At 38.8% G+C, this 26,376-nt stretch carries 20 protein-coding genes and 1 other RNA gene; 9 read left to right on the top strand and 12 right to left on the bottom strand.

The features are described from left to right. Positions 1–99: 99 nt before the first annotated feature. The gene (locus BLR37_RS19260; RefSeq protein WP_090771457.1) at positions 100–2,520 is read right to left on the bottom strand and encodes an alpha-ketoacid dehydrogenase subunit alpha/beta; all 2,421 of its coding nucleotides are present in this window, start codon (positions 2,518–2,520) and stop codon (positions 100–102) included. A gap of 170 nt (positions 2,521–2,690) precedes the next feature. On the opposite strand from BLR37_RS19260, the gene BLR37_RS19255 reads away from it, so the two are divergent. The 3 genes from BLR37_RS19255 (at position 2,691) to ssrA (ending at position 5,008) form a co-directional block, all read left to right on the top strand. Beyond that, the gene (locus BLR37_RS19255; RefSeq protein ID WP_090771455.1) at positions 2,691–3,083 is read left to right on the top strand and encodes a DUF1573 domain-containing protein; all 393 of its coding nucleotides are present in this window, start codon (positions 2,691–2,693) and stop codon (positions 3,081–3,083) included. Positions 3,084–3,145: 62 nt separating this feature from the next. Continuing rightward, positions 3,146–4,345, top strand: a complete 1,200-nt coding sequence (locus BLR37_RS19250; protein WP_090771453.1) for a pyridoxal phosphate-dependent aminotransferase — start codon at positions 3,146–3,148, stop codon at positions 4,343–4,345. A 295-nt stretch (positions 4,346–4,640) separates the two neighbouring features. Then, positions 4,641–5,008: a transfer-messenger RNA gene (gene ssrA / locus BLR37_RS19245) on the top strand. Between the two features lie 710 nt (positions 5,009–5,718). Here the strand turns inward: ssrA and BLR37_RS19235 are convergent. Next, entirely contained in the window at positions 5,719–5,898 is a 180-nt protein-coding gene (locus tag BLR37_RS19235) for a histone H1 (protein WP_090771449.1), read from the bottom strand. 111 nt (positions 5,899–6,009) lie between these two features. Further along, positions 6,010–6,330 carry a hypothetical protein gene (locus BLR37_RS19230; RefSeq protein ID WP_090771447.1) on the bottom strand — a complete coding sequence of 107 codons (321 nt, stop codon included), beginning with the start codon at positions 6,328–6,330 and terminating at the stop codon, positions 6,010–6,012. 231 nt (positions 6,331–6,561) lie between these two features. Between BLR37_RS19230 and BLR37_RS19225 the strand changes: the two genes are divergently transcribed. After that, entirely contained in the window at positions 6,562–6,861 is a 300-nt protein-coding gene (locus BLR37_RS19225; protein ID WP_143009628.1) for a hypothetical protein, read from the top strand. Here BLR37_RS19225 and BLR37_RS19220 read toward each other — a convergent pair. Together BLR37_RS19220 and BLR37_RS19215 are read right to left on the bottom strand one after the other, a co-directional pair. Beyond that, positions 6,858–7,397 carry a Riean_0653 family protein gene (locus tag BLR37_RS19220; protein ID WP_090771444.1) on the bottom strand — a complete coding sequence of 180 codons (540 nt, stop codon included), beginning with the start codon at positions 7,395–7,397 and terminating at the stop codon, positions 6,858–6,860. The genes BLR37_RS19225 and BLR37_RS19220 overlap by 4 nt on opposite strands. A gap of 315 nt (positions 7,398–7,712) precedes the next feature. Beyond that, positions 7,713–8,567, bottom strand: a complete 855-nt coding sequence (locus BLR37_RS19215) for an AraC family transcriptional regulator (protein WP_090771442.1) — start codon at positions 8,565–8,567, stop codon at positions 7,713–7,715. Between the two features lie 88 nt (positions 8,568–8,655). Here BLR37_RS19215 and BLR37_RS19210 point away from each other — a divergent pair, with 88 nt between their 5' ends. After that, a complete protein-coding gene (locus BLR37_RS19210) occupies positions 8,656–9,333 on the top strand; it encodes a 3-keto-alpha-glucoside-1,2-lyase-like domain-containing protein (RefSeq protein ID WP_090771440.1) in 678 nt (225 codons plus the stop codon). Between the two features lie 356 nt (positions 9,334–9,689). Here BLR37_RS19210 and BLR37_RS19205 read toward each other — a convergent pair whose 3' ends face one another. From BLR37_RS19205 to BLR37_RS19185, 5 genes are all read right to left on the bottom strand, one after another. Further along, entirely contained in the window at positions 9,690–12,038 is a 2,349-nt protein-coding gene (locus BLR37_RS19205) for a PDZ domain-containing protein (protein ID WP_090771438.1), read from the bottom strand. Positions 12,039–12,141: 103 nt separating this feature from the next. Next, complete coding sequence (locus BLR37_RS19200; RefSeq protein WP_090771436.1) at positions 12,142–13,587, bottom strand: RagB/SusD family nutrient uptake outer membrane protein; 1,446 nt, start codon at positions 13,585–13,587, stop codon at positions 12,142–12,144. A gap of 12 nt (positions 13,588–13,599) precedes the next feature. Next, the gene (locus BLR37_RS19195; RefSeq protein WP_244154700.1) at positions 13,600–17,040 is read right to left on the bottom strand and encodes a TonB-dependent receptor; all 3,441 of its coding nucleotides are present in this window, start codon (positions 17,038–17,040) and stop codon (positions 13,600–13,602) included. A 127-nt stretch (positions 17,041–17,167) separates the two neighbouring features. Further along, positions 17,168–18,310 carry a FecR family protein gene (locus tag BLR37_RS19190; protein ID WP_090771434.1) on the bottom strand — a complete coding sequence of 381 codons (1,143 nt, stop codon included), beginning with the start codon at positions 18,308–18,310 and terminating at the stop codon, positions 17,168–17,170. Between the two features lie 104 nt (positions 18,311–18,414). Continuing rightward, positions 18,415–18,987: an RNA polymerase sigma factor gene (locus BLR37_RS19185; RefSeq protein WP_090771432.1), complete on the bottom strand. Its 573-nt coding sequence runs from the start codon at positions 18,985–18,987 to the stop codon at positions 18,415–18,417. A gap of 872 nt (positions 18,988–19,859) precedes the next feature. On the opposite strand from BLR37_RS19185, the gene BLR37_RS19175 reads away from it, so the two are divergent. From BLR37_RS19175 to BLR37_RS19160, 4 genes are read left to right on the top strand one after another with little or no spacing between them, the layout of a single operon-like run. After that, positions 19,860–22,748: a DUF11 domain-containing protein gene (locus tag BLR37_RS19175; RefSeq protein WP_143009627.1), complete on the top strand. Its 2,889-nt coding sequence runs from the start codon at positions 19,860–19,862 to the stop codon at positions 22,746–22,748. A gap of 19 nt (positions 22,749–22,767) precedes the next feature. After that, positions 22,768–23,463, top strand: coding sequence for a hypothetical protein (locus BLR37_RS19170; RefSeq protein WP_143009626.1), 696 nt, complete (start codon positions 22,768–22,770; stop codon positions 23,461–23,463). A 32-nt stretch (positions 23,464–23,495) separates the two neighbouring features. Beyond that, positions 23,496–24,440, top strand: coding sequence for a T9SS type B sorting domain-containing protein (locus tag BLR37_RS19165; RefSeq protein ID WP_090771425.1), 945 nt, complete (start codon positions 23,496–23,498; stop codon positions 24,438–24,440). A gap of 12 nt (positions 24,441–24,452) precedes the next feature. Beyond that, positions 24,453–25,430: a PorP/SprF family type IX secretion system membrane protein gene (locus BLR37_RS19160; protein ID WP_090771423.1), complete on the top strand. Its 978-nt coding sequence runs from the start codon at positions 24,453–24,455 to the stop codon at positions 25,428–25,430. A gap of 12 nt (positions 25,431–25,442) precedes the next feature. On the opposite strand, the gene BLR37_RS19155 is transcribed toward BLR37_RS19160, so the two are convergent. Together BLR37_RS19155 and BLR37_RS19150 are read right to left on the bottom strand one after the other, a co-directional pair. Then, on the bottom strand, positions 25,443–25,943 hold the full coding sequence (locus BLR37_RS19155) for a hypothetical protein (protein WP_143009625.1): 501 nt from the start codon (positions 25,941–25,943) through the stop codon (positions 25,443–25,445). 70 nt (positions 25,944–26,013) lie between these two features. Further along, a complete protein-coding gene (locus tag BLR37_RS19150) occupies positions 26,014–26,271 on the bottom strand; it encodes a hypothetical protein (RefSeq protein WP_090771419.1) in 258 nt (85 codons plus the stop codon). Positions 26,272–26,376 lie beyond the last annotated feature (105 nt).

Below are 26,376 nucleotides of genomic sequence, written 5' to 3'. Positions count from 1 at the left end.
TGTTTATTGCGAACAAGCATACAAAACACCCTTAATTAAATGATTAACAATCATTTAAAGGAAAAAAAAATTACCCTAAAAACAAATCAATCAGTAGCCTTAAAAAAGCGCCGGATATTTATTTGGATTGGCGTCGTGCATCATCTGGTATATGGTTTCGATTACATCATCAACCGAAGGTTTGCTAAAATAATCGCCATCTGAACCAAACGGCGGGCGGTGCGCTTTGGCCGATAAGGTTTTGGGCTGTCCATCCAGATGGAAATAACCTTTTTGTTCTTCGAGCACTTTTTGCAGGATATAAGCAGAAGCGCCTCCGGGGACATCTTCATCAACCACCAGTAATTTATTGGTTTTAGCCAGTGAGCTTACACAAACCTGGCTGTTATCGAAAGGTAAAAGGGTTTGCGGATCAATAATTTCTACAGAAATGCCCAACAATGCCAGTTCTTCAGCAGCTTCCTGCACAATTTTTAAACACGATCCGTATGAAATTACGGTAATATCAGTACCTTCTTCCAAAATCTCAGCTTTACCCAATGGCACGGTAAATTCGCCGACATTAACCGGTAATTTTTCTTTCAGGCGATACCCGTTTAAGCATTCGATTACCACCGCAGGTTCATCGGCCCTGAACAAAGTGTTGTACATGCCGGCAGCCTGAGTCATGTTGCGTGGTACGCAAAGGTGCATTCCCCTTAAAGAGCTTAGCAACATGGCAATAGGCGAACCTGAGTGCCAGATGCCTTCGAGCCTGTGGCCACGGGTGCGCACAATTACAGGTGCTTTCTGAATACCTTTTGTACGATATGAAAGCGATGCTAAATCATCACTCAGTACGTTTAAGGCAAATATTAAATAATCTAAATATTGGATTTCGGCAATGGGTTTTAAACCACGTAGCGCCAGGCCTATGCCCTGCCCCATAATGGTCATTTCCCTAATGCCGGTATCGGTAATTCTCAATTCGCCATATTTGGCCTGCAAACCTGCAAAACCCTGATTTACATCACCTATATTGCCTAAATCTTCGCCAAAAGCTACCAAACGCTGGTCGCGGGCAAAGTTTTCGTTAAAGCAGGCATTCAGTACTTCACGGCCGTCAATCATTTTAGAAAACTCATCATACACCGCATCCACAACCGGGATCATATCGGGGCTTTCCATCCCATCGGTATGTAATTTAGAGTTATAGCGATCGTAATTAAGCGACTCTTGCTTTTTGTACCAGGTTAAAAGTGCATCACGTTCAGCCGAAGCAAGCCTGGTTGATAAACGAAGGGCTTTACGGGCAGCGGCAAAAACATCACGGCGCTGTGCATCGGCAGTTGCAGCTAATGTAGCGGCAATTTTAGCCAATTCCGGTTGGTGTTTGGCCATATCACTCACTAAATCAACAACCTGTTTTTGCTCAGGTCTGATACTATCTAAAAATTCGTTCCAGGCCTCTTTCTGGGCATTGCGCACAAAAAGTTTAGCTTCTTTTTCAATTTCCAGAATTTCTTCTTCAGTAGCCACTGCCGAATCGAGCATCCAGCCACGCATTTTCAGGATACAATCGTGCTCAGTTTCCCAACTCAGGCGTTCTTTCGATTTATACCTTTCGTGCGAACCTGAAGTAGAATGCCCCTGTGGCTGGGTAAGCTCAGTAACATGAATTAAAACGGGTACATGCTCATCACGACAAACCTTGATGGCTTTCTCGTAAACTTCGCAAAGGGCAGGATAATCCCAGCCTTTTACTTTATAAATTTCGTATCCCGGATTTTCCGAATCGCGTTGAAATCCTTTTAAAACTTCAGAAATATCTTCTTTGGTAGTTTGGTATTTTGCAGGTACAGAAATACCATAAGCATCATCCCAGATCGAGATGGCCATGGGCACCTGCAATACTCCTGCAGCATTAATAGCTTCAAAAAACACACCTTCTGATGTAGAGGCATTGCCAATAGTACCAAAAGCCACTTCGTTTCCGTTAACCGAAAAATGCTTTAAATAATCGAGTTCTTTATTCTCCCTGAATAATTTGGAGGCATAAGCCAAACCAACCAAACGGGCCATTTGACCACCTGTTGGAGAAATATCAGATGAGCAGTTTTTAATTTGCGTTAAGTCGTTCCAGCTACCATCTTCGTTAATAGACTGGGTTGCAAAGTGACAGTTCATTTGCCTCCCACCCGAAAAAGGATCGGCACCTTTAGCCGGGTTGGCATAAAGCTGAGCAAAGAATTCTTTAATTGTTGAAATACCGGTTGCAAAAGCAAAGGTTTGATCGCGGTAATAGCCCGAACGCCAATCTCCGTTCTTAAATGCTTTCGCCATCGCCACCTGAGGTACTTCCTTACCATCGCCAAAAATGCCAAATTTAGCCTTGCCAGTTAACACTTCCCTTCGTCCTAAAATACTGGCCTGCCTGCTCTCAACCGCTATTCTGTAGTCGTTTATCACGATTGATTTAAAATCGTTAAAACTCAGTTCAGCAGCATCAATAGCATTGGTAATCAATTTTTCATTCTGCATAGTAATCAAAGATTGGTTGCGGCAAATATAGACAAAATTAAAAGTTTGCCTTTATCCTCTTATGTAAAATTATATATGGAATAGCAAAATATAATTGGAATAGTTTTTGTTTTAATTTGAAAACATTAAATTTGTTTGAGTAAATTAAAAATAAAATATACCCACATAACATGAAAAAGATCTTAGTATTATTCGCTTTTGTATTAGGTTTTGGTATCGCAGCAAATGCACAAACTAAACCTGCTGAATTTAAGTTTGAATCGGAAACACATGATTTCGGTAAAATTGTTTTAAACAAACCGGTAACTTATGATTTTAAATACACCAATATTGGTGAAGAGCCGTTAATTATCAGCAAAGCTGAAGCAAGTTGCGGTTGTACAGTACCTAAATACACTTCTACTCCACTTAAAAAAGGCGAAACAGGTGTAATTTCGGTAACTTTTAACGCTGCTGCAGGACCCTCTACTTTCTCTAAAGCGGTAACCATTACTTCAAATGCTAAAACACCGGTTAAAGTACTTTACATTAAAGGCGAAACTGTTGCACCTGCTTCAAAGTAATTTTTAAATGATATTATTTTAAAAAGTCCCGATTTTCATCGGGACTTTTTTATTTTTGTGCCATGCCAAAAATTTCACAAAAAGGCGTGCAGATGCCTGCATCGCCCATTAGAAAGTTAACTCCATTTGCTGATCAAGCTAAAAAAGATGGTAAAAAGGTTTACCATTTAAATATTGGCCAGCCTGATATTGAAACACCTGAAGGGATGTTAAACGCCATCAAAAACATTGATTTTAATGTTTGGGCCTATACGCCATCAGAAGGTACCCTCGCCTACCGTTTAAAACTTACCGAATACTACAATAAACTGGGCTACAACATTAGCCCTGAAAATATACTGGTAACAGTTGGTGGCTCAGAAGCCATTACCATTGCCATGCAAACCTGCGTGAATGAAGGCGATGAAATCATCATTCCAGAGCCTTTTTACGCCAATTACAATGGTTTTGCCTGCATGAGTAATGTGGTGGTAAAACCTATTTTATCGTATATCGAAAATGGTTTTGCTCTGCCACCAATTGCAGAATTTGAGAAACTGATTACCGAAAAAACCAAGGCCATTATCATCTGCAACCCAAATAACCCAACCGGTTATTTATACTCGAGAGAAGAACTTGAAGCTTTAAAAACGCTATGCGTAAAATACGATTTGTTTTTGTTCTCGGATGAGGCATACCGCGAATTCTGTTATGATGGCAGGGAATTTATTTCGCCAATGCATTTAGATGGCCTGGATGAAAACGTGGTAATTATGGATACTGTATCTAAACGTTACAGTGCCTGTGGAGCGCGCTTAGGTTGTTTAATTACTAAAAACAAGGAAGTAATTGCTTCGGGATTAAAATTTGCACAAGCCAGGTTAAGTCCGGGTATGGTTGAGCAAATTGCCGGTGCAGCTGCAGTTGATACGCCAGATAGTTATTTTGAAAAAGTAAATACCGAATATACTTTACGCAGAGACACTTTGGTGAAGCGCTTAAACAGCATTGAAGGTGTTTACTGCCCTAATCCGGGTGGTGCATTTTATGTGGTGGCTAAATTCCCGATTGATGATGCAGATAAATTCTGCCAATGGATTTTAGAAAAATTTAGTCATAATAACCAAACGGTGATGATGGCACCTGCTACAGGTTTCTATTCTACACCAGGATCGGGTAAAAACGAGGTACGCATGGCTTATGTGTTAAATACTGATGATTTAAATGCAGCCATGGATTGTTTGGAAATCGCTTTACAACAATATCCTGGTCGAGTTGTTTAATTGTTAAAACTGTTTAAAAGTTTAATTGTTGAAACTGTATAAATCGGTTAATTGTTAGCAAAACAAAACAGTTAACCAATTTTAAAGTTTAATTGTTGAAACTGTATAAATCGGTTAATTGTTAGCAGAACAAAACAGTTAACCGGTTTAAACAATTAACCAGTTAAGCAATAATTTTGTATATTTGTAGTTCGATCTTGCAATTGATAATTGATAATTGATAATTGATAATTGATAATTGATAATTGATAATTGATAATTGATAATTGATAATTGCAAACTGAAAACTAAAACTGGGGCCGTTCTTGGATTTGACAGGGTGGCGAAGGTTATGTTAGCATGCAGTGCGTTGTTCGGAGAGCACTTAAAGTGAACGATCACATTTTAATTGGCGAAAATACTTACGCCTTAGCTGCCTAGTTTAGAACTACGCTTAGCTTTTGTCCCTCTAACTGCTGCATTGTTGGGTTAGAATCTGGGGCATCGAAACAACAAAGCTGGCTTTAAGGAGATACGACTTAAAGTGAGATCAAGTATCTAAGGATCTAAATAAGGTCGGTTTTCAGCCCGTTTATTTCCCGAAAATCAATTGAAAAATAAGCATGTAGAAGGTATAATTTATCTCACAACTGGACAAGGGTTCGACTCCCTTCGGCTCCACAAAGTAACTTAAAAATCAAATAGTTACATAATTAACACCCAATTTTACACCCAAAAAGTGTAGTTGGGTGTTTTTTTATCCATGCTAAAGCTCTATTATATTTTACCTTTTTCCTAAATACTCTGCTGTTTGAAAAAAACCTCCGTGGTGAGGCTTAAATACTAATTTTTGCCTATAAGCATTATCATAGATATCAACAAATTCAAAAGATATATATCCTATTAATTCAGGGATGTCATTTGTGTGTATTTCAACGAAACTGGCCACCTCGTTTCGGGCCAAACTGGCCGCCAATTTGATTGCCGGACTATAGCGTAAATAGTTCCTTTCCCTTTGAACAAAACACTAAGAACGATTTCAAATTCCTTTCCAAGCTAAAGCCTTCCTTTCTACTTATTTTCAGTGATAGTTACGCTATTCAGTCTGCCCAAAGATTAAGGTCTGACAACTTACATATCTAAAACCCCATTCAAAAGCCATCAGAACGCTTTTAAAATGAGAATTAAACAAGACCTACCTTCAGCTCCAAACTAGGCCCTGAGGCTTTCATTTTACTTTAATTTAAAAAGTGATCAGGAAAAGCTATACTTGAAAAGTCCAATCGAAAGATAAGTGCGGCCAGTTTGCTCCGAAATACCCACTCAGGAAAATGGATACGTAAAAAAAGCCACTGAGTTTATTTCAGTGGCTTTCTCCCAAAACATTTTATGTTTTATTTATCGCTGTTTTTTTTCTCTGTAACCTCAGTTCTGATTTCCTGAGCAAGAACTTTTAAATCCTGCATCGCTTTGCGTACGCGTGTTCCAGCTGCTGCGTTTCCACCATCATAAAATTTTGCTACATCAGCTTCAACTGAAGCGATAACTTCCTGTACCTGCTTAAATTTGTCCATCTTTAGTGTTGTTAGCGGGCATAAGCCCCGTTATCAAAATATTCTTATAGGGAATTCTCTTCCGTGGACAAAACTAAACAAATCCATGCAAAAGCAAAATTTAGTTAGCACTTAGAGTGCACCATACTCATTGGTAACCCCAATCGCATTTGCCCTCCAGAGGATGAAGCCAAGCCTTCCGCAGCACTCTGCCACAAAATATTCTACATCCGCCGGCACATCATTGACAATGCGAAAGCGAATCTTATATTTCGGGTTATAACTTATATAAACAACAAGGTCATCGTTTGGAAATCCCCACCCTGTAAGGGTTCTAAAATGATTATCCTGCAAATCCTTCGCGGTTCGGATCAACCTATCGTTCATCACCTTTGCAAGGGCTTTCTCGGGCTTAAAATCTGTCTCTAAAATAGGTAGCACGGTCACGGTCATAAAGCAAAAATAAACTCATTGACCAAAACTCCAAATCAAAAAAGATAAGGCGCTGATGCTCAGAACAAAGTTTTTTATACCCATACGGTTAAGTGCTGTTGATAATTAGAATAGCGTGATTTTCCCCCTATTGCTACCTTTGCAGATATGCCCACGGAGTACAAAGTTATCTATCTTTTTGAAAACCCTGATCTGATCATAATCAAGATCAAGCTTGCCCAGCCGTCTCCAATGGCTAACAGCTGGGATGCTTTTCACTGGTTGTATTTTGATAAGCTTTCGGGTTCACTGGTAAAACTTTGGTTCCATAGCTCGGATTCATCAACAGCGATCGAAGAACGTTATTTTGAACAAGGCTATCTCAAATTCAGCAAAACCGAAGCTATGTTTATAGAAAAGTTCAATTCATCGCAGCATAAACTAATCAATTACAGTGCAAGGCGCGTAAGTCCCGATGTGGAAACGCTTATAGAAGGATATCTCAGGACGCCAGATATTCAACACGACACACCCCTTATTAAAGATATTTAATCTCCAAGAACCATATCAAACCTTCCCTTCGTGATGGCAACAGTTTCACCTGTTGTTTCTTCCTTCACCGTAAGCGTAAAGGTTCCTGAGCCGATCCTGTTTTTTAGGTCCCAGCGGATGAATGTTATACTTCCTTTACCGTCAAGCTTATAGCCTTTTGCGTGGTTGTCTGCTGAAATGGTCTCAACATCGATTTTACAGTTTTGCTCGTTGAGTTCGTAGGTTCCCGTGCTGATATCCGGGTTGGTGTATTTTAGATTAAAAAAATCGGAAGTCTTTTGGTTCTGGGGACTTTTTCTTCTGCAGAAAAGATTTAGTTTTACTTCATCACCTTGCATTCCATAATTTGCTGATAGTGTAGAAACGAGTAGGTTAGGGGTCCAAACTTCATTACTGAACATAAAACCAAATGTATTCAGTCCCAACTGGGTTATTTCAGGTAAAGTGGGTGCAGGTTCAATTACCTCCTTCTTTTTACAGGAAGAGAAGGTAATGAGGCTAAAAAAAATTAAAATCAGGAAAAGTGATTTTTTCATTGAAGTTGGAGCGTTTTAGTATAGGAAAATTCAAAAAAACCGAAGTTTTTCTTTACACAAAAAAAGAAACTTGCTGAATATCCATGCAATTTTCAACATTATCAAATTGTTAACTTTTATTGAATGGGTGTTTCGGCACAAGTGTACGCGCGTTTCGCATTTATGCTGACACCCTTTTTCGCTCCAAAGTTTCATTGAAATATGCACTCCTTCGGTAAAAGTGCTGCCGATTCGAAAATGCTCTACATATTATATTTAGATTTCTGTAAAAAAATAGTAATTACAGATAGATATAAAAAAATATTTTGAGCGCCATTAGGGCGCGTTTTTTCTAAAATCTGTTGCTGTCATTCCTAAACGTTGCTTAAGAAATTTATTGAGATGATTTTCATCTGTAAAGCTAAACTCATAAGCCAATTGCTGAACGGTTAGTTGACTATGCTGTAATCGACTTTTGATAAGGTTTAGCTTATAATGTTGTATGTACTCTTTTATGCTATATCCAGTATGTCGTTTAAAATAAGTGCTGAGGTAATTTCTAGATTTATTGAATACTTGCGATAATTTATCTAAACGCAATTCTTCATTTTCGTAAATGTGTTCCTGTAAATAGAATACAATTTCTGCAATATCGGCATCAGAACCTTTGGCAATAAAATCTGTTACTACATTGTTTTTGATTTGTCTAGCAATAAGGCAAAGAATCTGAAATATGGTATTTTTTATGATAATTTCATGAAAGAAATCTTTCTTTTCCCGCTCATGGATGATATTCTCTATTAGTATTTTGATTAAAATATCATCTGAATCTTTACCTTCTTTATTCTGCTTCAGATGATTAGCATTCTGTAAAATAAATTCGACTTTTCTAAAGATTGAAGAAAAGTTCAGGTTAGCACCAGTATTTTCATGGGTAAAATAAGACCTGTTGAAAATGAGTACACAGAATCGGGTTTGTATTTCGATATCAAGGTAATGCTCATCGCCAGGCATCAGTAAAAAAAGATTGTTTCCTGTGTACTTGTGGGCCACTCCATTGATCATGTGCCTTCCCTTGCCTTCAAATACATAGAGTATTTCAAAGAAATTATGTCTGTGGTTTCCATGTATTTCTTTGTTCCATAGATGAGTAGATATATCTAGTTCCTGAAACAAGGAGAAATTCTTCATGTTACAAATTTACTGTATTTGTGTTTAAATGTGCTGATATATAGAAGTGTATTAAGATAATTTTGTAATTCATTATAAAAATATCATCATGAGTATTAAAAAACAGGTTTTAGGTATTTTCTATGTTATTCTAGTTTCTTTTACCATTACTAAGGCACAAAATATCGAATTAAATAATAACACGCTTATCCCGGGTAGAGCTGCTTTCTCAAGCGTTGAAATTGATGAACAGGAAGTTTTGAAGGTGATTATGGATCCTACAGTAAAACTGTTTGATGAGCCGACCTATGCGAAACTAAAGAATTTTGAGTTTAGCAACGGTATCATTGAGGTTGAAGTGATGAGTAAATTTCTTCCGAATGCCCCAGAATGGGCCAGAGGCTTTATTGGTGTTGCTTTTAGAGTGGATAAGTACGATTCGAAATTTGAATCGATTTACATTAGACCAGATAATGGACGAGCAGAAGATCAGGTGCGTAGAAATCATTCAACACAATATTTTGCCTATCCAGATTTTAAATTCGATAAATTAAGAAAGGAAGAGCCAGAGAAGTATGAATCTTATAGCGATATGAAAATGAATAAATGGATTAAGATGAAAATTGTAGTAAAGGGAAAGAAAGCAAGTTTATATCTTGACGGAAATGAACAACCTTCACTAGTGGTTGCAGAGATGAAGCAAGGCGCTAAAGGTAAGGGATCAATTGCCCTTTGGGTAGGTCCGGGAACGGAAGGATATTTCAGAAATTTAAAAGTTAGCAAGTAACTGAATGAAAATTCACATAAAAAAGGTTGTACTTTATGATAAATCGTTAGTGTTTTGGCTCAATTTTAACCCCGTATCCTCCTTTTAAATCCCTCTTAAATGAATCAAAACCTTTAAATCATTGATAAAACAGTTCAAGTTCTTTCTCTTGTCGCTTACAGAAAAAACACCTGTAAACCAATAATTTACAGGTGCTTTTTTTTTCTGGTAGCTTTTTAAACTTATCGTACGCGGTAAGCCACTCAATTTGCCTACTTCGCAATTTTTAGTTTAGGGTTATTCGAAACATCCGTTTACATAACTACCTCTCACCAGCCTTACTAAAGCTTTATAGATTCCAGGTAATTGCGCTGGTATTAATCTTTAAGTGATATTTCCATCTTTTGTTCTTTTTGATTTCTGATAATAATAATCTGACTATGCCCTTTCCAGCGGATTTCGTTATAAATTTTCATTAGTTCGTTAACAGATTTCACTTCATTATTGTCCAGTTGTACAACCACATCACCCTTCTTTAAATTATTTTTCTCTGCCACAGAACCTTTGGTTAATTGCGTAAGTAAAGCACCATTGTTATCTGGAAGCCCGGCTGCAGATCTTTCGCCCAGGGTTTCGATGTTTTTAAACTTAGCACCTAACCAATCTACTATTGTAGTTTTAATATTGTCTGAATTATCATTCAATGGTTTTATAGCAGGCGAAGCAGCCAGTTTTTTTAATCGGGGATTTGTGACACCAAAATTCATATCAAAATCTTTAAAACCAGTTTTAAACACAGCTGAAGTTTTTTTAAGATGATAGTTCCCTGTGTTTGCCTCAAGAAAACCTGCCTCGCCTGACAAGCTGTTGGCATCAACATTTAATTTCTGTGTTTTGATTAATGCTTCTTTGCTTAAAAAGAAATTATGGTCAATCTCTTTTCCCCAGCTTTCCATCAGTATGGGAGCATAGGCAGCAGTTAAAATATTATTTTTGAAAACATCATCGCTGTTTTTTAGCCAAACGTGTGGATGAAAGGTATTGTTTATGATAATATTGTTAAATACAGCACGATGATAGCCTTCACGAAGTTTTAAACCACCACTTAAACAAACGTTATTATAAATCTGATAATTAGTGCTTCCATCATCAAGATCGATATCCCAACCATGATCACATTGGAAACGATTATTACGTAAAACAATCGGCGCAATCACATCCAAAAGTTCTATTCCAGGTTTTGCGGCAACAACACTATCTATAATACTTCTTTCTGGCCGCCAATAACGATCTCTGCCCCATGAATTAAAGGCTCCATGATCTCCGGTTTCAAGCACGGTATCAAAAACATCATTAAATTCGATAATATGTCCGCCCCAGGTTCCTTCACTAATATTTATGCCGGCTCTTGGTACATGGTAAATAGTATTGTGGCTAACCAAAATACTGGCAGACATAGATATTTGAACTCCTGCTGATTGTTTCTCTATTAAACCTGTATGATGTATCAGATTATTGATGGCCTGGCAATGCTGGGGATAATCTGCGTTTTTTGGCCCGCGCTCCATATCCATTTGAGCATACGGCACAAAATTTTCATACCTGAAAGCAGGCGAACGTACCGCATTTGGGTTACCTACAAATGCAATTCCATTAGCCCCAATGTTATAAATATGGTTGTTACTAATGCGATCTTCTTTATTATAATTACTTAGAAAAACAGCACTTCCGCCTAAATCGTAAAAATTACAGTTATTAATAATACAAGATTCAGTGCCTTCCAACAATATTGCTGCTCCACGGTAAATTGCCCAGTCGCTTCTTAAAAGGGGCTCTTTTACCTCCATAAAACTTCGTGCTGTTTGCACAAAATCGACGCCTGTTATTGTTATGTTTTTAACCGGATTTGCCAATGTTCCTTTAATATGTAAGATATCACTTATCATGGTAAAGGCAAAATCGGCCGTTTGCAGATTAGATCCGACAGGTGGAATCAGGTAAAGCATTTCTTCTTTTTGATTATAAAACCATTCACCTGGATGGTCCAGTTCTTCGAAAATATTCTCTACATAACGATATTGTGTATGCATTTTGGCCGGACGGTTATTTTGCCATCCACCTTCGTAAAGCAATTTGTCTGTAGCATCCTTTCCGGTAATGCGATAATGGAAATCGCCCCACTCACCCTGGTGTAAAGCATGTATATAACCACCTGTAGGATTAAGCCACTTTCTGCTACGCTCAATAGAAATTGCATTGGCGGCTGTTCCGTTAAATACTCTTGAGGTGGAATCAAAGTCAGGGTATCTTGCCATGGGTAATTTTTTACCATTCATGAATAACTGATCAGGCGCTTTGTTTAGCTTTATTTTAGCCGATACCATATTGTTCTTGTAGGGTTTCCATGACAGTTTAAACTGTTGCGCTCCTGAAATTATTACTTTTTCATTTGCCTTAGCCTTAATTGTAAGCTCGCGGAGAGGAAATTTTTCTGATGTAATTTCAACAGTTTTATCTACCGGATAGGTACCACCATCTATTTCGATAATTACTTTCTTATTTTTGTGAACCATAGCTTTTGCTACGCCTGCTGCAAACGTTTTTACCGGATGGTAAATGGAACCTGCATTGTTATCATTTCCCTTTGTAGAAATGTAAATGGTTTGTGCCTTGCAAGTGCAGCAAACAAACAAAATAGAAACAACTAATAAAAATTGCTTTATCATTTTCAGAGTTTTGTGGGGTTATTTTTTTTAACTAAATATTTTCAATTTCACTCAGTAAAAGAACTGGACGAATTATATATTAAAATTTTATTTAATAGCTATTTTATTGGTAAGCAGCATTCTGAGGTATGGAATTATTTAAAATTTCACTATCAGGAATATACCAGTTATAATTATAAGTACCAATTGGATGCACAAGGCTTGCACCTCTCATCGCTTGAATTACATCTATAGTCTGTGTTCGTTTTAAATCAAACCAGGTACTGCCTTCTAAATGAAGTTCCCATTTTCTTTCCATATATATTGCCTTTCTGAAAGCCTCTTTTGTAAGGCCGTTAAGATCTGGCACATTAGTGGGATCGGTTTTATTTATTCTTGCCCTTGCTCTTATCTTATTAATATAATCGTATGCTGCAGCTGGGCCATTTAATTCATTTTCTGCTTCTGCAGCAATAAGATACATCTCTGCAAGGCGAATAAATGGAATGCTATAGTTGTTTATAATTCCCGAAGGTGTTGTTCCGGCGTCGATAAAACTGGTGTTTACAAATTTTTGAAAAAAGGGTGCTAAGGTATTTTTCTTCGGACCGATATAACTATCCTGTATTCCCCAGGTTCTGCGTTGATCGCCAACCGGGAAACTATTCATAAATGAACTTGCAGGTTTTAATATAGGCACAAAACCTTCGGCAGTACTAGTCAGGCCCTGCATCGCATTTCCGCCAACATCTACACGAAATAATTGTTCCCAAATACTTTCGGTAGTGTAAGCAGTGTTATGAAATACCTTGGCATATTCGCTTACCAATTGAAACTTACCAGAGTTAATTACCAACAATGCCTTTTCTTTGGCATTTTGAAAATACTGGATCTGTTTGAGTGGATAGCCCGCCATGGTAAGGTAAACCTTGGCCAGTAATGCTGTGGCAACCATTTTATACACCCTGCCTTGTTGAGGTGCATTTTCAGGAAGATTGGCCTCAGCAAAATTCAGGTCTTCCAGAATAAATTTATAAATATCTGCCTGTCCTACCCTGGGGCTTTGTGCTTCAGAATAGTCTGTTAATGGCGTTGTTCTTAATGGCACATCACCATAAAACTGCACCAGTTGAAAATAAGCATAGGCCCTGAGAAACCTCGCTTCGGCAGTAAGAAGTGCTTTTTTTTCAGCATTAATCAATGTTGCAACAGGTATGTAGCTTAAAATAAAGTTAGCATTTTTGATAATGGTATAATTATTAGACCATTCGGCTCTTACGCTATAGAAAAAAGGCTGATGGTTATTTTCATAGGATGCCTGAGCCTGCTCTGCATTTCCGGGAGCTCCACAGATATCGCTAAACATTTCGCGCATCATCATTGGGTTTTGGGTATATGCTCCCCTAATATTGGTGTATATGCCTAAAACAGCCTGTTCGTAACTATCTGCATTGGTAAAAAATGATGAAGGACTAACAAATGTTTTTGGGTTTTCTTCCAGACCTTTTTTGCAACTTTGTAAGGCAATAAACAGGATAGCGAAGGTGAATATGATATAGTATTTTTTCATTTCAATTATTCTTTAAAAGTTACACTTAATGCCAGCAGTTAACGATTTCATCGAAGGGTAGTTTCCTCTATCCCAACCATTAACCGTAGTTGCACTCCACGCTACTTCAGGGTCATAACCATCATATTTTGTAAACGTGACATAATTTTGGGCACTTATAAATATATTTATGGATGAAATTTTAAACTTCTCTAATAGCGGAGCCGAGATATTATAACCTAATGTAATATCCCTCAGTTTTATATATGAACCAGGTGATACCCAGGTACTGTTGGCAAAATCCCGTAATGATGCGGCACTATTTACCGATGGTTTATCGATTGTGGCGCCGGCATTCGGGCCAGTCCATCTATTATCAAAAGCAGTCTGACTAGGTGCCCATTGGCCATTTAAACTGTTTCGGTATTTACTGAATTCATTTACAATATCATTGCCATACGATCCTACGAAAAGCAAACTTAAATTCCAGTTTTTGTAGCTAAGATTGTTATTAAAACCAAACGTAAATTTTGGCTGCATATGCGTTAATATTTTCCTATCGTTACCATCAATTATTTTGTTCCCATCAAGATCACTGAATTTATAATCACCGGCACGTTTGTTTGGTTCGCCATTTGCAATAGCTTCAGCATTGCTATTATAAATGCCATCTACAACATAACCATAAAGCTGGCCGGTTGGCAAGCCTACGATGGTCGGAAACCAGTTTCCACCTGCCCCAATTTCCTTATAGGTAACCTGCTGGCCTTGAGGTGTTGAGCCAAGAGACAATACTTTATTTACATTTCGCTGTACGGTTAGTGTACTAGACCATTTAACAACACCATTTGTGTTTAGTGTAGTTAGCTGAAATTCAAGCCCCCGGTTTTGTACCTCTCCAATATTTTGTAATACAGAACCAAAGCCGGAAGAAGTTGGCAGGTCTACATTAAGCAATAAATCAACTGTTTTTTTGTTGTAGTAATCAAATGTAAACTGCAATCTTTCAGCAAATAATCCTAATTCTAAGCCTAAATCGAGTTGTTTTGTAGTTTCCCACTTAAGATTGTTATAGGGTAGCCCACCTTGAAAATAAGCTGTATAATCCTGATTATTAAATACAACGGTTGTATTGGATATTCTGGCTAAGGTTTGGTAGTTCGCAATAGCCTGGTTTCCAGAATGCCCATAGCTGGCTTTAATTTTTAGATTAGAAATGGCTGGAATGCTTTTCATAAACTGCTCTTCTGAAATTCTCCAAAAAGCTGCTGCTGAAGGGAAGAATGCAAACTTCTTATTTTCGGCAAATTTCGATGAGCCATCGTACCTTCCTGTTAAGGTTACATAATATTTACCCCCATAGTTGTAGTTTAACCTACCCAGGTAAGAAATTAATTTACTATCATTAAAACCAGTTCCCGGACGGGCAGGTGTAACTGCCGCCCCTAAATTATTATTCAGAAATACATTAGAAATAAAACCTGTGCCGGTTCCGCTACTCAGGTTTTGTGATTTTGTAGTTTGATAGCTGATGCCTGCGGTTATATCCAGATTATGTTTATCAAAAGATTTTACATAGTTAAGGTAGTTTTCGGTCGTAAATGTCCTGCTGTTGCCATAACTTTTCGATGCACGGCCTCCTGGTTGCCCGATGCTGATATTAGATGGGGCATAATAATCGGACTTATCGAAACCGGCATCAATACCAGCGCTGGCTGTTAATTTCAATCCATCAATTATATCGTAAATTGCATTGGTTCTGCCCAATATTCTTAAATTGGTTGAAGGGTTGTACAATTCATTTGATATACCAACAGGATTGGTTTCTCCGTATGATACACCGGTAAACTTGGTGTAATTTCCTTTCTCATCATATACTCCCTGGGTTGGTGGCAATACCATTGTAGTCCATGGGATCCCTCCACCACCATCGGCGCCACCATATACAGCTTGCGTGTAGGTAGAGTTTTGTAAAGAAAAGGTTGTATTTAACGAAAGCTTTTTAGTTAATTTCTGATCAAGATTTACCCTGAATGAGAGTCTGTTAAAGTTTGAATTTTTAATAATCCCGTCCTGATCATAATAACCAAACGAAGTATAATATTTCGTATTCTCATTGCCACCGGAAAAAGAGAGGTCGTGATTTTGAACACGTGCATTTTGATAAACAAGATCCTGCCAATCGGTCCCTTTACCTGTTAATGAATCAATTTGACTGGTTTTCCAGGGCAAAGGTTTAGCAGGATTGTTTACGCCTGATGCATTATCATTACTTACCACTTCATTTTGAAGTATCGCATAATCATGGGCATTAATAATATCCAATTTTTTCCTTAAATTTTGAAAGCCGTAATAGCCATTATAACTTACCTGTGTTTTTCCGGACTTTCCTTTTTTGGTTGTAATCATGATTACACCATTTGCCCCACGGCTACCATATATTGCTGTAGCAGACGCATCTTTTAATACTTCTACTCTTTCAATATCATCAGGATTAAGCTGGGCACTAATACCATCGGTTGGCAATCCGTCTACCACATAAAGCGGGGCGTTTCCCCCATTAATAGAGTTTGTACCTCTGATTTTGATGATCATCGCTTCACCAGGCTGTCCTGATGACTGGTTTATCTGTACGCCGGCTGCATTTCCCTGTAGCGCCTGGGCAACATTCGATATTCCTTTAACCTGTGTAATTTTATCGGCAGAAACAGAAGATACTGCCCCCGTTAGATCTGATTTTTTTACCGTACCGTAGCCCACAACCACCACATCATTCATTACATTATTGAGCGGTTTTAAACTAACTTTCAGAACAGTAGATTTTTTATCAAAGGTTACCTCTTGTACATTATAACCTATATAGCTTATTACTAATGTACCCTCCTCGGTTGGAGATTTCAGCCTGAATTTCCCTTCCTGATCGGTTAATACGGTTAATGTACTTCCTTTTAATTTTATTGTTGCCGATGGTAAGGTATTTCCTTTTTCATCTGTAACTATTCCATTTAATATGGTTTCTATTGAGTTTTGAGGTTTATAAGAGGCTTCAGGAGTTTTTTTAACCTCTTCACGTATAACAATAGTCTGATCTTTAATAATATAGGAAAGTCCTCTTTTGGCAAGAAGCATGGTAAGTACCTCATTTAAACTGGTATTGCTAACATGCAAAGAAATGGGTGTGAAGCTTGAAATATGCTGTGTTTGATAAATGATCGCAAGACCAGTTTGCTTCTTGATATCTTTAAAGATCGATTTTATGCTTGCGTTATCTTTATTAATGGTTAAATTTTGTGCAAAGCCAGTTGCGGTAACCTGTGCTAAGATGATAAAGAGTAAAATAATTGTAAGGTTGATACGCATAAGTGTTCTCCTGCTGTTTTTGCCTATGGTGTCGGAAATTTTGCCAAGCATACCACTAGCTGGGTTAAGGAAATAGGCGGCTGGCCTATGCCTTAACAAATAGTTAAAAATCATATATTTGGTTAGTTTTATTGTATAGTTTGTTTATTAAGGGGCATTCGATGCAATCTTAAACTTAGCTGAAAGTGTTAGCGCACTTTCGGCTTCTTTTCGCTTTAGATTGAGCAGTTAACGTTTTGTTTTATTTCATAACTATAACCCTCCTCCCTTCAATTTTAAAATGAACGCCGTTTGTTAATTCCAATTTTTCGAGCACTTTACCAATTTCCGCATAACGCGAAATACTACCGCCAAATAATTGTTTCTTATCCGCGTCGAGGTAAACGACATCTACATCGTACCAGTTGCTAATTTTCTTCATGATTTCTTCAATAGGTTCATCATCGAAAATGAACATGCCGTTTTTCCAGGCCATTACATATTCTATATCCGCCTCCTGGGTATTAATGTGGTTATTTTGTACAGTAGCTTGCTGGCCTGGCTTTAACAGCTTAGAACCTGTTGGAAGGTTTATTTTCACACTACCTTCAAGCAGTGTAGTTGTCGTTTTTTGTTCATCACGATAGGCAGAAATATTAAAATGAGTACCCAAAACCTCGACTGTCTGAGTTGATGTTTTAACCAAAAAAGGAAGCCGATTGCCTAGCTTATCAGTCTTTTTTGCTATTTCAAAATATGCTTCACCTGTTAATTCTACTTCTCGCTTAAATGGTGAAGAACCAACTGAGAAACGCAGGTTAGAGCAGGCGTTAAGCCAAACTTTGCTCCCATCCGGTAAGTTAATCTGATATTGTCCGCCTCTTGGGGTCGCAATTGTATTTGATCCGATTTCCTTATTGCCTCCCAGCTCATCAACCACGTATGAAAGCTTACCATCTTTAGATTTCATAATCTTAAAACCAGTTGCCTGGGCAATTTCTCCGCTTTTAACATCATTAAGAACTATTACTTTCCCGTTTGGCAAGGTTAAGGTGGCTTTGTTACCTGCTGGTTGTACTTTTACTGCGGCCCGGGCATCATTATTTAGTTTACCTGCTATTTTTTTGCTGTAACTGGTGTAAAAATGTAAGGTTGCCAATAATGCAATAACTATTGTTGCGGCAATTATCGGCCATAATGGAATAACTCTCGGTGACTTAAAATGCGGAGGAAGTGTATTTTGAATTTCTTTTAACTGTAATTCTTGATCCTGCGCTGTAATCAGGGGGCGTTCATTTTCTTCAAATTGATTATACCAAGCCTCTACCAGTGCCTTTTCTCCGTCGGTACAGTTACCTTCGAGATATTTTTTTAACAACTGTTTTGCGTCTTTTTTTTGCACCATATCAATAATACAAGGTTATCGTTATGATTGTAAGACAGGTAGCTAAGGTGTAACAGGTAGATGATTTTAAGAAAATGACAAAAAATTACATAATCAACTGATTATCATATAAATAAACTTTTAACTAAATCCAGATTAAGTTTACTTTTTAGAATTTTGATGGCATTACTAATCTGCTTAGAAACTGTTTGTTCAGATATATTTAATTTAGTTGAAATTTCTTTATGACTAAAATTAGAAAACCTGCTTAAGCTAAATACTTCACCCATCTTTGGCGGGAGATTTTCAATCTGATCTTTTAGGAGACTTGTTAATTCGTTTTCCCTGATGCTTAGATCAGTAACATAATTTGCTTCATCAATAAAAAGTTGTAATGATCTGATATAATTTGACTCAACGTTTTTATGCGAAATAATATTTAAGATTTTATTTCTTGCTGAAATATAAAGGTAACCACTCAGATTATCTGTTACAGGTAATTTTGCTCTATTTATCCAGAGGTTGATGAAAATCTCTTGTAAAATATCTTTCACTTCATCAAAATTCCCAGTTTTTTTATAAATGTGCGTTTGTAAATCCTTTTTATACCTATCATATATTTCAGTATAAGCCATGTGATCATTGGCTTTAGTCCTAATGATCAACTCCTGGTCGCTAAGTGATTTATAGATAGACATTTAATTTTAGCAGCTAAAATTTCAACTAAATTACATTAACAGATTTACTTTTGAACACGGTATCAGCAGAGACTAAAAATTAAACATTTAACAAAACAACTTAAATAAGCGGTTTTATAAAAATGTTCTTGAGTGGTTAGCATTCTATTTCTTTGAATACTGCAATTAAACAATAACTGTTTAATATAAATTTAGTCATTTTGTCAAATTATTCTTAAATATTAGCCTATTGTACTTCACAACTTTGCGATTTGAGTAATAATGGATTTAGTTATTGCAGTGAAAGTTTACAAATCTGCAGTTGTGCTAACTTAATGAGCTAGCTAACAGGCTAACTTAAGGCCAAAACTAACCCTTCTATTATTTACAAAAGTTTAATATTACAATGCTTTGAATTAAAAATTCATCTTGCATTTATGCCGTTTCATCAAAAAAACTATCAAATACGGGCTTTATCTACAACAGATAAGCAACAAAAAGACAAAGCCGCTACAAAAACATTCTTAAAAGCTCTAATTACTTATTTATGAGTAGTTTATTTAGCAGCATTTTACGTTTCGCAGTAGACAAGAAATTCAAAACACCTAATTATAATGTAGCTTTAATAATACCTATTTATAGCTATATGAAAATAATAAAAAAACAGCACTTAAAGTTGGTGTAAAATTAACACAGCGCGTATTTTGGCAAACAATATTTGAACTAATTTAGTGTTGAAGAAATCCTCAAACTGAGTTTTCATATCCCAAATAAGATTAATAATCCTACTAAGGAGTAATAATCTATTGTCAAAAATTAGTCTGACTTGCTTTGCAGGTTTAGATGAGTGTTTGACGCGTACAGTATTGGAATTAGGGATAATTAAACCAAACATGATTAAAGCGCTACTTAGGTTAGTATTTTCTATAATTATTGCCTCTTTTCCCATTTTTACGGGAGCGTTTGCCTATGCCATACCTATTTCGGTTAAGGCTATCCCTTTTACAAATTCTCTTACTGAAAAAACACTTAAAACCAACTATTATTCAAGGGCGCTTAGCTATTCCAAACACTATATTGCACCTGCCCCCTGGCAATACTGGAGCAAGGCCAACGAAATTGTAATTACTACCGATAACACTACCACAGTTACCGGAACCATTAAAAAAAGCGACGGCACGCTGATTGCCACTTTTAGCTGCTCGCAAAACACCCCTTTTACCTATCGTTTTGCTGGTTTGCCAAAAGATGTTCCTGCTTACAGTTTAAACACGGTAATATCGGCTGCCGGCATTATTGTAGAGGCTACCGCTTCAATTGCTGTGAATTTAAGAAATATAGCTTCGGATGCCCTGGGCAGTGATGGAACGGATAGTGACATTAAAGGAAATGCCTCTTTGTTTAGCTTTGGCGATGCAGCCATTGGCAATGCTTTCAGGGTTGGTTATTATCGAGATGGCGAGCTGGCCGGGCCAACTCACACCCCCATTTACAGCATCATGGCCATTGAAAATAACACCATTGTTAAAATTGGTGGTGTGGCCACAGCCACTTTAAATGCCGGCCAAAGTTATCTTTTTCATGCCCCTATAGGCACACTTGTCGAATCTTCCGCTTCGGCAGTGATGAACACGTCTGCCGATCTCGATGCGCCCGGGGGCTGTGGCGATGGAGCCTTTAACCCTGTTCCACCAATTTCCTCATTGGGAAAAGAATATGTAATTGTTAGAGGGGAAGGAAATCTTACAGCGGAACAATCGACCATTATTGCCAGCGAAGCCAATACAACGATAACCATAACCCATTTTGATGTTAATGGAATTCAGAAAACTACACAAACCATTACGCTTCTGCAGCCTGGCGATAAGTATACTTTTAACCACGGCTATATTAGCGGTACTTATAATACCACCACGAACACCGGAAGGTATTCTTCTTCGATGATTGTGGCCAATAAAAACATCGAAGTTTTTTCAGGAACAGGTGGGGTTTCAGGTGGTGGAGGTTGTGAGGTAGACGTATCGGCCCTGGTTCCCATATCAGGATGTTCGGGTTCCAAACGCGTAGAAACGACCAAGTTTACAGGTTATGTTCCTACCAATGATCTGCCCTATTTCGGTTATATCTTAACCAAAAGTGCGGATCCGATTTTGTTAACCACAATTGGCGGCACACCAACCTATACCAATCAGGATATCGAAACGATTGCCGGCACCCGCAAGCCATTGGGCAGTACCGGCCTTTCTTTAATCAGCTTTACCAATACCACGATCGGAAAGCCCGGCATTGTTTCTATTACCAGTTTGGGCAGGCTTACCATTTCGATGGTGCAACAGGGAGCTGGTTTCTCCATGTCGAACTTTATTACGCGTTTTCCGGAAATGGCAGAGCAGCCGAACGTAAGCCAAACCAACTGTGCATCGGCTACACTAACAGCTGTTGCTAATGCTGCCCCATACCAATGGTATTTAAATGGAGTGGCCATTAGTGGTGCCACCTCCAATACTTACGAAGCAAGCACATCAGGCAATTATAGCGTAAGCTATCAACTCGAATGCGGGGTTAGTGCCCCCTCACTGCCTATCAACATTTCACTTTGTAATATTGACAGGGCTATTACTAAAACAGTTGATGTGGATTACCCCGAGCTGAACAGTAATGTAGTGTTTACCTTAAAAGCCGAAAACCTGGGCAATGGTAATGCCGTTGGGGTATCGGTTACCGATAAATTACCGGCTGGCTATACTTATGTTTCCAGCGTATCGCCTTCGGGCACCAGCTACGATGCAACTACGGGGATCTGGACGATAGGCGATTTGGCCAGCCTGGCCAGCGTTACCTTAAAAATTACGGCCAAAGTGGTACAAAACGGAGTGCTTACCAATACAGCTACGATTACAGGCTCACAACCCGATCAGGTAACGTATAACGATCAAAGCAGCGTATCTACCACTACGGGATCTGGCGACCGGGTTGTGTGTATCAACACCGTTATGGATCCCATTATTTATACCATGCCAAATGGCACCAACAGCGTTGTGGTGAGTAACCTGCCTGCCGGAGTTACTCCCAACTACGATAAACCAAGCAGAAAATTAACCATTAATGGTACACCTACAGTAGCGGGTGCCGCAGCTACTTATAGTATTTCTACCATACCTTCATCCAGCTTTAACTCCTCAGGTAGCATCACTGTAACCAGCAACGTAAGCAACCTTTTATTTAACAGCGGCTTAACCAGTAGTCGTTGCATGGGTGCCGGCACAGATACCTATCTGGCAACAGCCAGCAACACCACAGGCATTGTTTACAGCTTATCACCTTTGTCGGCAGGTTTAATTGATGCTTCAACGGGGCAGCTAACCTGGTCGGCTAGTTTTACAGGAACAGCCACCATCACTGCAACAGCAAAAGGCTGCGAAGAAAAAACAGAAACTTTTGTAGTTACGGTAAATCCGCCACCGGGTCTCACACTGGGTAGCGACCCTGAACTTTGCCAGGGGTTTAATACCACGCAATTAAGTTATACCAACCCGGTAAATAGTCCTTTTACTTACAGCATTAGCTGGGTATCATCAGGTTTTCCGGCTCAAAACAACCAGGCACTCCCAGCTTCCAATATCCCCGTTAGTGTTCCAATCGATGCGCCTGTAGGTACTCATGCCGGAATTTTAACCTTAAAAAATGCTGCCGGCTGTACCACGCAAATCAATTTTAACATCAAAATAAATCCAAAACCGACAGCACCGCATGTGCTGGTTAATGCCAATTCACAATATTAACTCACTAAAAAGAATCCCCATGAAAAATTTCTTTACCCAAACCCTTTTAATCATTGCGACCATCTTATTAACAGGTAGCTTTTTAACCGCATCGGCACAAGCTTTAGCGCCAAATACAGCCGGTGTAAACCTTTTTTGCTCAGACGGAGAGCTTACCCTCCCTGCGGCTACTGCGGGTACCGACTGGATAGTAAAATACAGTGCAACTGCTACCACCACACCTTCAACCGGAATCACTTTAAGCGGCGGAAATAAGGTGGCGAATGCCGATTTAAAAACCGGTTACTATTATCTGAGTTCAAAATCCAGCACTCCAGGTTCCTGCGAATCGGAAATGCAGGAAATTCCGGTTTATGTTTTAAAGCCACTGACACCAAACATTGCGCCTACTGATTTCTGCGTGGAAAGCCCCTTGGCACAGGTAGGTAGCGTTACTAACCCCGAAGACCCAACTAAAGCTGCATTGGTTTACCAGTGGTATACTGTAGCCGGAGGTGCCGAAACCATTATTGCCGGAGCAAATACATTAAGTTATACACCAACAGCTCCAACCGTTGGCAGCATTACTTACCGCTTAAAGGTTGGATATGAAATTAATGGCAGCAAATATTGCCCGCAAATTGTAGATAAAACCATTACGGTAACAGCTAAACCTACCAAACCAACCATCAGCATTGGCACGGCACAAGGTACAGCCACTGCAGTAACTTTTTAAATAAACCTGCTATTCCCGGTAAAATCTGATACATGAAACTGAGGTTTTATACCTTCTTGTTGCTGCTATTCCTGTTATTATTTAACACAAAGGGATACAGTCAGGATGCTCCGCCAGGGCGCCAAACGATTACGATCGCCGAAGGGTCGTCTGTAATCCTGCGTGCCAATTCGGTTGGGGCCAGTACGTATATCTGGTTTAAAGATGGGATACTGATTCCGGGGCAAAATAAACCGACACTGATTACCGCCACAGCAGGGCTTTATAAGGTAGCCTCGATTAACAAAAGCGGCTGTACTTCAGATTTATCGGAAGATGTACGTGTTTTGGTAGTACCGGCCCGTTCGGCCGATGTGTCGATTACCAAAAGATCGGCATCGAAAACGGTAGTAAAGGATGAGGTTTTTGAATATTACCTCAACGTAAGAAACAATGGTGCAGATGATGCTACAGGGCTGGTTATTGAAGATAAGCTACCTGAATACCTCAGTTTTGAAAGCCTTTCGGCACCAACAGACGGCACTGCAGATTACGACCCTTCACTGCGCAGCGTGAAATGGAAAATTGACGGGCTGGCCAACGGCAAATTTGCAGAGCTGGTGATTAAAGTGCGCTCGAAACAAATGGGAATGGTGAGCAATACAGCAACCGTAAGTGCAAATGAGGCCGATCCAAATCTCAGCAACAATACTTCAACCGATAACAAGGAAATTTCGGGTTTAAGGATACCAAACGTGTTTACGCCCAATGGGGATGGCAAGAACGAAACGTTTTACCTCGAACACCTGAATTCCTATCAGTTTAACGAAGTTACCATTATTAACCGCTGGGGAAGTACGGTTTACCAAACCAACGATTATAAGAACGACTGGATGGCTCCAGGCCTGAGTGATGGTACTTATTTCTATGTAGTAAAAGTAAAAAATGGCAATGCCGACTGGATTGTGTACAAAGGATATGTAACCGTGATCAGATAAAATTAAGACAACATGAAAAGGATATTGAAATTAATGATGGTGCTGATGTGTTGCTTTACCAAAATGGTTTTTGCACAGCAAGATGCACAGTTTGGACAATATGTTTTTAACGGTATGTACATTAACCCTGCCTACACGGGTTACAAAGAAGAGCTATACTTGCAGGCATTCGCCCGCGCACAATGGACGGGTGTTAAAGGCGCACCGCAAACACTTTCGATCTCGGCTGATGAGGCCATAAACGATGAGAGCCTGGGCATAGGTGCCATTATTACCAAAGATAAAATCGGGGCACAAAATTCGCTAAACGCCTCGGCCAATTTTGCCTACCGTATTAAGCTCGACCGCACAGAAACCAACATCCTGGCTTTTGGTTTGGGCGTTGGCGTAATGCAGGCGGGCTTAAACGGCAATTTACTTGATCCGATTGAACAGGGCGATAACCGTATTCCGACGGGTAGTGTGAGCCAGATTACGCCCGATATCAGCGCTGGTATTCATTATTCGAATGAGAGATTCTTTATTGGTTTCTCGGCCAATAACTTACTGGGTAAAAGCTTATCGTTTTTTGGCGACTATAAATTACTGAATGTTAAAATGCAGCCGCATTTTTACCTGAGCGCTGGTGTGGCTTTACCTTTTGCTGATGATTTTGTGTTTAAACCTACCTTTTTAATTAAAGACGATTTACACGGGCCAACCTCCCTTGATTTAAATGCTTTTCTGCTGGTTAAAGAGCGCTTCTGGATTGGCGGAGTATACCGCAGCTCGGTTAAGCTGTATCCGAAATCAAATTTGCAAAGCAATTTAACCGCAAGAAGTGCCGTAGGATTGATATCGGAACTTTTTGTACGCAGCAACCTGCGCATTGGTTATGGTTACGATTACAGCTTAAATAAACTCAGCAATTATGATTATGGCTCGCACGAAATCTCAGTGGGTTATTACCTCGTAACCAAAAAAAGTCGCAGGCCCAAATGTTATTTTTAATACAGGCTTAATCTATTTCCAGGCGGTGAAAGCAAAATGAGTTCCCTTTTTTTCAACCTTCCGTTTTTCTCTATTTACATAAATAAACAAATACTTGGCATCCGGTTCAGGCTTTTCGGCATCAAATTCGAAAGCTGCAAAATCATTTTCGGGGATTAATTTACGGGCAATTACTTTTTTGGGCAGATTTAGGGTAAAATAAGTCAAATCTTCATTCATCACAATTTCGCCAAATTTGGTATCGTCCAGATTCCAGATATCCAGTCTGTCATTTACCTCAAGTGTAAACGAAATTACCCCTGCTCCTCTTTTCACCTCATCTATGTATGAGGAAAAATTTTGGTTTTCGTAAAGCAAACCTTTTTCATAACGTGGTTTTGGGGCATCGGGATGCTTTGAAGCAACCGCCGGGCTTTGTGGTTTTTCTTCAGTCTGTACGGTTTCTTGTGGTTTACCCGTACAGCCAAATAGCAATGTGAGCATGAGGATATAAAATATAGATCTTTTCGTCATTTTCTTTAAACTTATCTTCAGGTACAAGATACGTACCAAAATATTACGATAAGCTTAAAATGCAATGTATTTATCCGACTCTTAAAAGTCCTGGCTCTGCAGAACCGGCATAACGGTAAAGCATATCAATCACTCTGGGGTTCAGGCTCCGCATATCCATGGGTAAAAGGCCAAACAAGCGCATAAATGTAGTGGTGCTGAGATAATCGTTCTGTGCCTTAAATATTGCTATAGAGAGTAAGTTGCAAAAGTTCCGGTCGATGGTGGCTGGCTTAGTTTTTTGAAGTAAAGCTATTTTTAAATCTTCCAGTTTTGTTGAGTCGTTCATTATTCATTAAAATAATCTGACCGAAATTAAGTTTCAACCTTGCTCGCTGCAAACGGATATTGACAAATGACAAGGTGAAAATTAAAATAAATGCGTTTTCATCAA

This window comes from Pedobacter soli (assembly GCF_900101435.1).
In the GTDB taxonomy this organism is placed as follows: Bacteria; Bacteroidota; Bacteroidia; order Sphingobacteriales; family Sphingobacteriaceae; genus Pedobacter; species Pedobacter soli.
This window is presented reverse-complemented; position numbering and strand designations above follow the sequence as displayed.

What these genes read in the sequence shown, in the direction of transcription:
- BLR37_RS19230 (WP_090771447.1), bottom strand. Translation starts at nt 6,330, where the DNA reads ATGACCGTGACCGTGCTACCTATTTTAGAGACAGATTTTAAGCCCGAG.
- BLR37_RS19255 (WP_090771455.1), top strand. Translation starts at nt 2,691, where the DNA reads ATGAAAAAGATCTTAGTATTATTCGCTTTTGTATTAGGTTTTGGTATC.
- BLR37_RS19235 (WP_090771449.1), bottom strand. Translation starts at nt 5,898, where the DNA reads ATGGACAAATTTAAGCAGGTACAGGAAGTTATCGCTTCAGTTGAAGCT.
- BLR37_RS19205 (WP_090771438.1), bottom strand. Translation starts at nt 12,038, where the DNA reads ATGATAAAGCAATTTTTATTAGTTGTTTCTATTTTGTTTGTTTGCTGC.
- BLR37_RS19225 (WP_143009628.1), top strand. Translation starts at nt 6,562, where the DNA reads ATGGCTAACAGCTGGGATGCTTTTCACTGGTTGTATTTTGATAAGCTT.
- BLR37_RS19155 (WP_143009625.1), bottom strand. Translation starts at nt 25,943, where the DNA reads ATGACGAAAAGATCTATATTTTATATCCTCATGCTCACATTGCTATTT.
- BLR37_RS19210 (WP_090771440.1), top strand. Translation starts at nt 8,656, where the DNA reads ATGAGTATTAAAAAACAGGTTTTAGGTATTTTCTATGTTATTCTAGTT.
- BLR37_RS19175 (WP_143009627.1), top strand. Translation starts at nt 19,860, where the DNA reads ATGATTAAAGCGCTACTTAGGTTAGTATTTTCTATAATTATTGCCTCT.
- BLR37_RS19260 (WP_090771457.1), bottom strand. Translation starts at nt 2,520, where the DNA reads ATGCAGAATGAAAAATTGATTACCAATGCTATTGATGCTGCTGAACTG.
- BLR37_RS19170 (WP_143009626.1), top strand. Translation starts at nt 22,768, where the DNA reads ATGAAAAATTTCTTTACCCAAACCCTTTTAATCATTGCGACCATCTTA.
- BLR37_RS19200 (WP_090771436.1), bottom strand. Translation starts at nt 13,587, where the DNA reads ATGAAAAAATACTATATCATATTCACCTTCGCTATCCTGTTTATTGCC.
- BLR37_RS19165 (WP_090771425.1), top strand. Translation starts at nt 23,496, where the DNA reads ATGAAACTGAGGTTTTATACCTTCTTGTTGCTGCTATTCCTGTTATTA.
- BLR37_RS19215 (WP_090771442.1), bottom strand. Translation starts at nt 8,567, where the DNA reads ATGAAGAATTTCTCCTTGTTTCAGGAACTAGATATATCTACTCATCTA.
- BLR37_RS19185 (WP_090771432.1), bottom strand. Translation starts at nt 18,987, where the DNA reads ATGTCTATCTATAAATCACTTAGCGACCAGGAGTTGATCATTAGGACT.
- BLR37_RS19195 (WP_244154700.1), bottom strand. Translation starts at nt 17,040, where the DNA reads ATGATTTTTAACTATTTGTTAAGGCATAGGCCAGCCGCCTATTTCCTT.
- BLR37_RS19190 (WP_090771434.1), bottom strand. Translation starts at nt 18,310, where the DNA reads ATGGTGCAAAAAAAAGACGCAAAACAGTTGTTAAAAAAATATCTCGAA.
- BLR37_RS19160 (WP_090771423.1), top strand. Translation starts at nt 24,453, where the DNA reads ATGAAAAGGATATTGAAATTAATGATGGTGCTGATGTGTTGCTTTACC.
- BLR37_RS19150 (WP_090771419.1), bottom strand. Translation starts at nt 26,271, where the DNA reads ATGAACGACTCAACAAAACTGGAAGATTTAAAAATAGCTTTACTTCAA.
- BLR37_RS19250 (WP_090771453.1), top strand. Translation starts at nt 3,146, where the DNA reads ATGCCAAAAATTTCACAAAAAGGCGTGCAGATGCCTGCATCGCCCATT.
- BLR37_RS19220 (WP_090771444.1), bottom strand. Translation starts at nt 7,397, where the DNA reads ATGAAAAAATCACTTTTCCTGATTTTAATTTTTTTTAGCCTCATTACC.